General features: G+C 53.9%; 8 protein-coding genes. 2 read left to right on the top strand and 6 right to left on the bottom strand.

Annotation, left to right across the window (positions count from 1 at the left end; all coding sequences use genetic code 11):
• The first annotated feature begins 303 nt into the window (after positions 1 to 303).
• Entirely contained in the window at positions 304 to 1,779 is a 1,476-nt protein-coding gene (locus tag OU682_RS22795; RefSeq protein ID WP_268944484.1) for a calcium-binding protein, read from the top strand.
• 95 nt (positions 1,780 to 1,874) lie between these two features.
• Here OU682_RS22795 and OU682_RS22790 read toward each other — a convergent pair whose 3' ends face one another.
• The 5 genes from OU682_RS22790 to OU682_RS22770 form a co-directional block, all read right to left on the bottom strand.
• Positions 1,875 to 2,648, bottom strand: coding sequence for an SDR family oxidoreductase (locus OU682_RS22790; protein ID WP_268944483.1), 774 nt, complete (start codon positions 2,646 to 2,648; stop codon positions 1,875 to 1,877).
• Positions 2,649 to 2,753: 105 nt separating this feature from the next.
• Entirely contained in the window at positions 2,754 to 3,749 is a 996-nt protein-coding gene (gene folE2, locus OU682_RS22785; RefSeq protein WP_268944482.1) for a GTP cyclohydrolase FolE2, read from the bottom strand.
• Positions 3,750 to 4,043: 294 nt separating this feature from the next.
• A complete protein-coding gene (locus OU682_RS22780) occupies positions 4,044 to 4,748 on the bottom strand; it encodes an FkbM family methyltransferase (RefSeq protein WP_268944481.1) in 705 nt (234 codons plus the stop codon).
• Positions 4,749 to 4,857: 109 nt separating this feature from the next.
• Positions 4,858 to 6,837, bottom strand: a complete 1,980-nt coding sequence (locus OU682_RS22775) for a putative bifunctional diguanylate cyclase/phosphodiesterase (protein WP_268944480.1) — start codon at positions 6,835 to 6,837, stop codon at positions 4,858 to 4,860.
• A gap of 7 nt (positions 6,838 to 6,844) precedes the next feature.
• Positions 6,845 to 7,351, bottom strand: a complete 507-nt coding sequence (locus OU682_RS22770) for a putative pterin-binding protein (RefSeq protein WP_268944479.1) — start codon at positions 7,349 to 7,351, stop codon at positions 6,845 to 6,847.
• Between the two features lie 620 nt (positions 7,352 to 7,971).
• Here OU682_RS22770 and tnpA point away from each other — a divergent pair.
• Positions 7,972 to 8,523, top strand: coding sequence for an IS66-like element accessory protein TnpA (gene tnpA, locus OU682_RS24185; RefSeq protein WP_503635436.1), 552 nt, complete (start codon positions 7,972 to 7,974; stop codon positions 8,521 to 8,523).
• Here tnpA and OU682_RS24180 read toward each other — a convergent pair.
• Positions 8,418 to 8,639 carry a transposase domain-containing protein gene (locus OU682_RS24180; RefSeq protein WP_329609846.1) on the bottom strand — a complete coding sequence of 74 codons (222 nt, stop codon included), beginning with the start codon at positions 8,637 to 8,639 and terminating at the stop codon, positions 8,418 to 8,420. The two genes, tnpA and OU682_RS24180, sit on opposite strands and share 106 nt — an antisense overlap.
• Positions 8,640 to 8,713: the final 74 nt, after the last annotated feature.

The raw sequence follows: 8,713 nt of genomic DNA, 5'->3' as shown, positions 1-8,713 counted from the left end.
AAGTCACTGTCCTATCCCGCCCACCCGAAAAGTAGAGGAAATGAAGAGGGGCGGACAACTACGCTGACACAGGGGGATCAGCCTCAGATTGTTCCTTCCAGTAAGCTGGACCAGTGACCTCGAGCGGCTCGTGGAGGCGCGCGTGCCGGAGGGTCGCTGGACACCAGGCGACCTGACCCGAGATGTGGGCTGTCCAGCGTTCCCGCCATAGGACCCTGGAAACCATCTCGCCGATGGGAGACGATGCCGTCGTTAGCCTGCCCAGTGGCATCCTGATCAAGCAGGGCGGCACCGAAAAACGCAGTGACGATCGGGGCCAGCTACACCATCCGGTGGAACTGCGTCCAAGATAGCATCAAAAGACTTGCTTCTTGGCGCACTGCGTCACATGTTCCGCACAACTTTGTCGTGTATAGGTCACTTGGTATGGCTACGATTACCCTCAAGCCGGGCGGGGACTTCATTCGGGACATGACCTTGATCGACTGGTCCGAGCTTTTGGAGTTTTCCGGCATCGCCCGCAACTCAAACCTGTTGCGGATCCAGAGCGGGGCCGGGTGTTACGCGGTTTTTCGCGGATCGAACCTAGCGTATGGCGGAATAGGTCCCGGGGGGCTGAAATCCGGAACGGTCACCACGCTGAAACTGGCCTCAGTCGGGCAGGTCATCTTTGATGCGACGGGGCTTTGGGTCAGCGGAATGGCGTTGGCAAGCGCCTATGCAGCCTCGAACGACGCTAAGGTGTCACAGCTTCTGCTGTCCGGTCACGATCTGTTGCGCGGCACAGATTTGGCCGACACGCTGGCCGGCTATACTGGGGCGGACACCGTTTATGGCTTCGGCGGAAACGACAAGATCTTCGGAGGCTTGGGCAACGACAAGCTGTATGGCGGGTCCGGCAACGACACACTTCTAGGCGAATTTGGCAACGATCTGCTCTTCGGCGGTTTGGGCGGCGACACCCTTTTCGGTCACCAGGGGGCCGATACGCTGCTGGGCGATGCAGGCAACGATGCGCTTTATGGCGGCGACGGGAACGACCTACTAAATGGCGGCACGGGCAACGATACCCTTTATACCGGAAACAGCAACGACACTGCCTCAGGCGGCCTCAGCAACGACGTCCTGTATGGCGAGGCCGGGAACGATAGCATGTCAGGCGGAGACGGGCAGGATTCGATCTTCGGTGGCATCGGGAACGATACGATCTCTGGCGGTGCCGACAATGACAGACTGTACGGCGAGGCTGACAACGACCTGATATCCGGCGGTGCCGGCGATGACTGGATAGCAGGAGGACCGGGTGACGATCGGCTGCTGGGCGATACCGGCAACGACGTACTGTATGCTGAGGCAGGCGCAGACCACCTTCAGGGCGGGACTGGGAACGACCGGCTCTATGGTGGCGAAGGCAATGATGCGCTTTATGGCGGCACCGGGATAGACAGCCTTTATGGTGGCGCGGGCGCGGATGTCTTCGTCTTCGTTGACAGGTCGGATTCGATCCCCAAAGGCCGCGACTATATCGATGATTTCAGCTCATTTCAGCGCGACAGGATCGACTTGTCAGCCATGGATGCCCTCATTACGCAGAGTGGAAATCAGGACTTCACCTATATCGGCAGGCAGACCTTCAGCGGCGAGGCTGGCGAGCTCCGGTGGGTGCGAACCGCCGCCGCAACCTTTGTCCAGGCTGACCTGAACGGTGACGCCGTCGCCGATTTCGCACTCCATATCGGCAAGTCTATTGACCTGCACCTGTCTGATTTCCTGCTGTAGCTTTTCCTTGGCTCCTTAGATCCCTCGGACTGGTGAGAGTCCGTGGGCAAAGCAGATAGAAAACAATTGTCTCCCATTTACAAAAATGAACAAATCTACTCCGCAATTAGTACATCCGGTGTCTGCCAGGCAAGATGCTGCCCCCCATCCACACAAATCATCTGCCCTGTGATTGATTTGGACCGAAGAATAAACTCGATTGCCTCGCAGATTTCCTTGGGGTCAGGGCCTCGTTGTAGCAAAGTAGCTTGCTGCTGAAGCGCGAAATCCTCAGTACTCTGACGACCGCCCTTCAATGTGGGTCCAGGAGCGATAGCATTCACACGAATTCGGGGTGCAAGTGCCTGAGCCGTCGTTCGGGTCAGCCACCACAATCCTGCCTTTGCAAGTGAATACGTCATGAAATCAGGGCGGGGTTTGAGGACGCGCTGATCAATGATGTTGATTACATGACCTATCTGCGGATGATCCCCATCGGCGTTCTGATAAACTTCCTCGCTCTGCGCTGCAAACAGCTGCGTAAGGATCAAAGGTGCGCGAAGATTGGAGTTTATATGCCGGTCCCAACTTTCGGAGGTGACCGAATGAATATCATCCTCTTCGAAAATCGATGCACTGTTAATCAAGACGGACAGGGGCCCCATCTTCTCAGTGACGCGAGGGATGAGCGATTGAGCACACTCAAAGTCAAGCAGATCCGCTTGAAATACTTCAGCTCGCGCGCCGAGCCTTCTCACCTCTTCGGCAGTAGCTTCTGCCTCTGCTGTCGATTGATGGCAATGAATCGCCACATCTTGGCCGCTGCCTGCCAAGGCAAGAACAATCTCACGACCAATGCGCTGAGCACCTCCAGTAACCAGTGCAGTCATGTGAATGAGCCGCAGTACGAATAGCCTAGCTCGAGCATCATTGATATTCCTAGCAATTATGGAGGGAGTTTATAGTCTCATATTTTTGTAGTGGTGCTACCGCCATCATGAACGTAGCATAGAGTGGAAAGCCGCAGGATCGAAGCTGGAGCTGGCAAATGTCGACCCCTCGCATAGGACCGCAATGGCGTCGTGACTATGCAAGCTCTCTTGGTGGCTCGCGATGATCCTGAAATCACGCACCCGCGGCTCCGCGAGAAGCTCCGCGGCGAAGGCGCGAACCGCATCTTCTACAAAAATTGGATTTGCAGCGTTGAGCTCAGCAAAAGCCTGCTCATCCTCCCTTTTGACCATTACTTGTGTCTCGGTGGGGACGGCCCGTCGTGCCATATCGATCAAATCCTCAAACCACAGCGGACCGTTGTCATCTTCGCGCAGTTCAACAGAAATGCGGGCGATTGAACGCTGTGAATGCGGCGTTGCTAGCTGGCGGCGCTCAAGCCGAGCATGTTCCGACAACTCCAATGAGCAAGGGCAGGTGGACGAATAGATATAATCTAAATGGATCGCCCTCAGCCGTCGGCCATCCTTGTCCGCCATCTCCAATGCGATCTCATAGTATTGCCATCCAGTCAGACCCGAGCGGAGGCTGGTCACCGTGGTAGGGAAGGAGAAGCGCATCATCAAGCGGGCATCAAAGCTTCCCAGATCCTGCTTGTAGCTATCAATCGCTGCGCACATCACATCGAAAGAAAACAAGTGCTCGGAGTAGGAATAAAAAGAACGCATGACCCTGGACATGTTGATGCCCTTGCGATCTGCCTCGAGACTGACTGTACCCGTTATAGACGTCTCCAGCTCAATCGTGCCGCCACCGCGGCGACGATACTGTATAGGCATTCGAAAATTCGAGATACCGACATGCTCAATACGGGCATGCGCCCCAACTATGAGCGAAGAGGGTCCGTTCTGAAGGTCCGGCAGTCCGGCGCGATAAGCGTCATCTACTTTGAAGCCGGAATCATAAACGCGGCTAAACTCGACAGGTTGAATAATCTGCTTTCTGTCCGTCTGCTCCTCGATGCACATCAGTTCATTCATGGTATCATCCATAACTTCTTTAATCATATCATTCGGACCAACATCTGCCGACACTGCGTCGTGCTCTAACATCACACCAGACATACTTATATTTCACTCCGCTTAGCGAATAAGGGCTTGATGACCCACTCACAACGGCTGAACGTTTCCTTCTTAAGCAATCTAGACCTTGCCCAACAACGACGGGGCCACCCGCCTGACAACTCGAAGCGCAATCCACATCATACAACGAGCGCAGAAAGCGAAGTCTCTATATCAGATGCCACGTTTAGGTACGCCGTGCGACAGACTGAACTATAGGTCATCATCTGGATTATATGTTCTAATGGCTCCCAGATCTCTTGAAAATACAATGCATGCACCCGACGAATTCCTCGGATCGTAGGAAAAATTGCGTAGCAACATGGCATGAAATATGTCGCGAATTCCGGCCAAGCCGTAGAGATGATCGTGTAGTTCCAGGAAGACCCGATCTACGCCATCCAGGCGTGCGGAGCCAAGTAGTTGTCGCTCCGCACCCTCGATGTCCATTACTAAGACATTGATGTCTCTTTTGGAAATAATGGTGTCCACATCGAGAGATGGTGTCTCGATCACCTCGACATACGGTCCCTGCTCTGCAATCAGCGAGGACATCCAAAAATCGCTGCGAATATAGAACAGATGGTTGCCTGACGAACCAGCCGTCACCAAGCCGTGGCTAAAGGTCACATTATCAAGGTTGTTGGCTTTTGCCACACGCTCAGCCAAAGAAACTGTATACGGATTGGCGTCATAGGACCAAACTTTTACGTGTGGGGTTGATGCTATAACTGATGTTATCACACCAATACCGGCGCCAAGTTCCAGTACGCAGTCGCCTTCTCGCACTAGACGCCGTACCAGACGAGCTTCCTTGGCTTCATAACGACCTGACGTCAGAGCTTCCCATATGACCGGTGAGACTTCGTTGGCGGTAATGGGTACCCGTACACCGTGGATGAAAAACTCGTGTCGCATGTTGTCCATATTTTGTGACTTGTCTCTACGCACCTAATCTACGCACCTAAGTTCCCAATCTTAGCCCCCAGGTGCCTCCGCCAGACCAACTGCTCTGTTAACTGGAGCTTCAATGGGCGAAGTCTTCGATCAGGCCAGCACTTTGCTCATCATCTCGCAAAAAGGCCAACTTCTCACTTCTAGCGGGGCGAGCAAACAGGAACCCCTGGCTGAGAAGACCCCCAATTTGGAGAATTTTTTCATGTTGAGCCCGAGTCTCCACTCCCTCTACGATGACGGTCTTGCCCAATCTACTCCCGATATCGACGACCAACCTGACCAGAGTTGCCGCCAAATCATTTGTGGCGATGTCCCTGACAAATGACTTGTCCAACTTGAGAGTGTCGAATGGAATATCGCGCAGGATAGCCAGTGATGAGTATCCAGTGCCAAAATCATCCAATGCTACGGTAAGGCCGAGAGATCGTAGATCGCTGACGACAGCGACAGCCCCGTCTCGATCCTCTAGCAGCACTGTCTCTGTTATTTCGAGTTCCAGCCGTTTTGGTGGAAGGCCCGTTTCATGGAGAATTTTGGCAACAGACTCGGCGAAGCCTCGTTCCAGAAGCTGCAGAGGTGAAATGTTGACAGAGACTTTGAGTGGCCGCTTCCAGCGCATGGCTTCCTTGCAAGCGCTTTCCAAGACCAGCTTTCCGAGCTGCCCGATCAATCCCATGCCTTCAGCGAGAGGGATAAACAAGTTCGGGCTGATTATTCCGCGGGAGGGATGGTTCCAACGCGACAGTGCTTCCAGTCCGCGCAGCTCCAGAGTTTTAATGTCGACCTGGGCTTGGTACAAGAGCTCGAACTCGTTGCGTGCAAGTGCTTCTCGCAGATCGTGCTCGAGCGCTTTGCGATCATCAAAATCGCGGAGCATGTGTTCTTCGAACACACGAATATTGCCGCCAAGTGCCTCCTTTGCCTGATACAGAGCGAGATCAGCCTGCTTGAACATAGCTTGAGCGGTCAAGCAGTTGGTTCTGGTTGCGCCCGCTATCCCGATAGAACAACCTATTTTGGCTTTTTGGCCCGATAGATAATAGGGCGCGGTAAGGCTAGCAGCTAGGGATCTGGCTATTCTCTGAACCTCCCCCTCGCTCTTGTCCAGTATCGCACAGGCAAACTCATCGCCTCCCAAGCGGCTCAGAATGTATGCCTGGTTCTTAAATTCCATCAGCCGTTCACCAACTTTCGTGAGCAGCAAATCCCCAAGATCGTGGCCCATTGTATCATTAACGGCCTTGAAGTCGTCCAAATCTATCAAAAGAAGATGCACTGCCTTATCATTAACTTTGCATTCTCTTTCTAGAAGAGTCTCGATTTCTCTCCAGAACAGGGTTCTGTTTGGAAGTCCAGTTAAAGAGTCATGGTGGGCTGTGTATTCAAGACTCCGGTTCTTCTCTCGTAACTCATCGCCTTTTGCGACAAGATCATTATTCAAGGAATTAGCATGATCTTGGGCGATTCTTAATTGTGTGTTGCGCTTCAATTGCAGGGCCAATAGAATACACCAAGCGACGATGAGTAACGCCACAACAGAAGCGAAGATGCGATGGAGATCATGCAGGGCATTCAAACTTTCATCGATATCAGTCCAACCCTGCTGAACACTGTACGATGAAAGTTGTATAACCGGTCCATTCAAGCTTTGCATTCGCTCGAGGATGGCCAGCAATTCTGTTCGATCCATGCTCTCGAAATTTGCATCGAGTTCGCCGATCAAAGCTGTAACTTCGTCTACGGTGGCCCGGTGGACACCACTTGAGCCTAGAAAGTTCTTTATTGATCCTTCCCGTAGCGAGGCCAAACGACTGACTATGATGTCAAGTCGAAGTCGGACGTCGTCGGGTTGAACATGTTGCTCTGGGATACTGTAGCTTGCGAGCAGGGCTTCAAGCCGCATGAATTCGGTGACTGATTGTCCGATTGCCCACGCGTCGTTGTGATGAGCAACATTACGCAGCACCTGTTGGCGCTGCGACACAGTAGTTGTTATATATGCAGTTGCTGCTATGAACGCACAGATCAGAACACCGAGAATACGATTCAAGACTGATCTACTCGACGATCAATTTTGTCACTTGCCAAGCTGAGCGCGCATAGTACGTCTGGGTTTGGTATTCAGGGTCAGAGTCATAAGGGTAGATCACAAAAATTGGGCCCTTGTCTCTGACTTCCATGTCCTGGCCGTTCAGCTTCATCGCCAAGATCATTCCAGTTTGTTGGATATCGGACATTGGAATACTGGTTCCGTAGTCATTTAAGGCAATGGCGTTCACATTAGTGCCCTCGCCACCAACATACTCCATCAAAGCCTTGAACGAGACGCCCTCGAATGTGACTGCCTGTTCATACCATGGCGTTTTCGTTGTGATTTTCGTGGTACCGAGTGCTTCGAGCATGGCTCGATCGAACTTGGCCTCGTCACCATGGTTGCTGTTCGTAATGTTGCCTGTCACCGTTAGGATGACGGCGCCGGTTGGTTGCGGCAGGTCCGCGGCAATGCTTGCCGTCGTGGCACATACAGCGGCAATCAGCGTAGCGACTGAACAAGCTGTTTTCATGGATGCAACCTGATCTAAAGGGGGAAAACAAATGTGACGATGGCAGGATCGTTTGATAGACTACTACGCACGTCGTAGTTGAGTCGAGAAGGAGATTGCTTCACTACAGCGTGAGAATTTGGCTGTGCTATTTATAACACAGCAGGTGTGAGCGTATGGTGCAGCTTGCGATTACCCCAATTTTGGAGGTGGCAGATTTCGGCTCCGATCTGGATATCAATGAGCCGCCGCCATCCCTGCCAGAGAACGCGGTTTCCTAGTGGAGGATCGGAGTTGCTGGCAAGGCGCTTGCCGAGAGAGGCGAGTTTCGTCATGTAAAGTCAGATTGTGTTCGGCCTTGTGTCTCTGTTGCCGGTGGCGGGGATCAGATTGTGGAGGATGGCGGCCTATGATGGTATAAGAGCCGCAGACGGGCTGGCGTCGTGCGCTATTTTGGCAGCTGTCATCCACAGCAGACGCCAACTGACCATGTAGGACAATGGCAGAAAGTTGGTGAGGCGACCGGCGCTGCGCAGCTCAGCGTCCTCGTTCCTGCCTCTTGTCCAGCGGTTGCAGGGTATCCGTCCGGTGTGCCTGCCCTGACGGTGAAAGTCAGCGCTTGATAATGTCCATGGTTGATAATGGACATCTTGAGGCACTCGATGGCGGGCACGAAGGGGCAGAAGAAGCGGTTCTGGTCTGATGAGGAGAAACGCGCGATCTGCATGCAGACGTTGGCGTCCGGCGTATCCGTTGCACAGGTGGCGCGGCGTTATTCGATGAACTCGAACCTGCTTTTCACCTGGCTGCGGGATCCGCGGTTTTCTCCCAGCACCGCCAAGTCCTCCGATGCTGTCGAAGATGGCAATATCTTTCTACCGGTGGAAATTTCGGCTTCGGCCACGGCCTCGCATTCGACGAATGATGTCGTGGGGACACACCGATCGGCAGATACTCAGCCGCTCGCGCAGCGCGTCGATATCACGCTCTCCGATGGTCGGCGGATCCTGGTGGAAGGCCCGACGAGCCTGGCGGCCGTTCTGGGGCTGGTTCAGGGGCTGCTGTCAGTAAGCGCGACGGCGTGGCCCTATGTGGCGAGGCTTGACGGCTGCGCGAAGCTCCAGGGCATGAGTTCCTCGATGCGGGCTTTTGGATGGCCGTCGAGGATGGCGCGCAGGGTGGTGGAGATGTAGTCGACGGGGTTCACGCCGGACATCTTGCAGGTGGCGACGAGTGAGGCGAGCATGGCCCAGTTCTCGGCGCCGCCCTCGTTGCCTGCGAAGAGGGCGTTCTTCCTTGTCAGCGCCATTGCCCGTTCATTCTGCCCATGTCGGGGAAGATCGGGAAGTCCATTACCGCTGGCATCCCTATTTCGGACTGAAG

The sequence above is a fragment of the Paracoccus benzoatiresistens genome, assembly GCF_026913015.1.
Lineage (GTDB): Bacteria > Pseudomonadota > Alphaproteobacteria > Rhodobacterales > Rhodobacteraceae > Paracoccus > Paracoccus benzoatiresistens.
Note: the sequence above shows the minus strand (reverse complement) of the source record. Positions and strands in the feature narration are given on the sequence as shown.

What these genes read in the sequence shown, in the direction of transcription:
- tnpA (WP_503635436.1), top strand. Translation starts at nt 7,972, where the DNA reads ATGGACATCTTGAGGCACTCGATGGCGGGCACGAAGGGGCAGAAGAAG.
- folE2 (WP_268944482.1), bottom strand. Translation starts at nt 3,749, where the DNA reads ATGAATGAACTGATGTGCATCGAGGAGCAGACGGACAGAAAGCAGATT.
- OU682_RS22780 (WP_268944481.1), bottom strand. Translation starts at nt 4,748, where the DNA reads ATGCGACACGAGTTTTTCATCCACGGTGTACGGGTACCCATTACCGCC.
- OU682_RS24180 (WP_329609846.1), bottom strand. Translation starts at nt 8,639, where the DNA reads ATGGCGCTGACAAGGAAGAACGCCCTCTTCGCAGGCAACGAGGGCGGC.
- OU682_RS22770 (WP_268944479.1), bottom strand. Translation starts at nt 7,351, where the DNA reads ATGAAAACAGCTTGTTCAGTCGCTACGCTGATTGCCGCTGTATGTGCC.
- OU682_RS22790 (WP_268944483.1), bottom strand. Translation starts at nt 2,648, where the DNA reads ATGACTGCACTGGTTACTGGAGGTGCTCAGCGCATTGGTCGTGAGATT.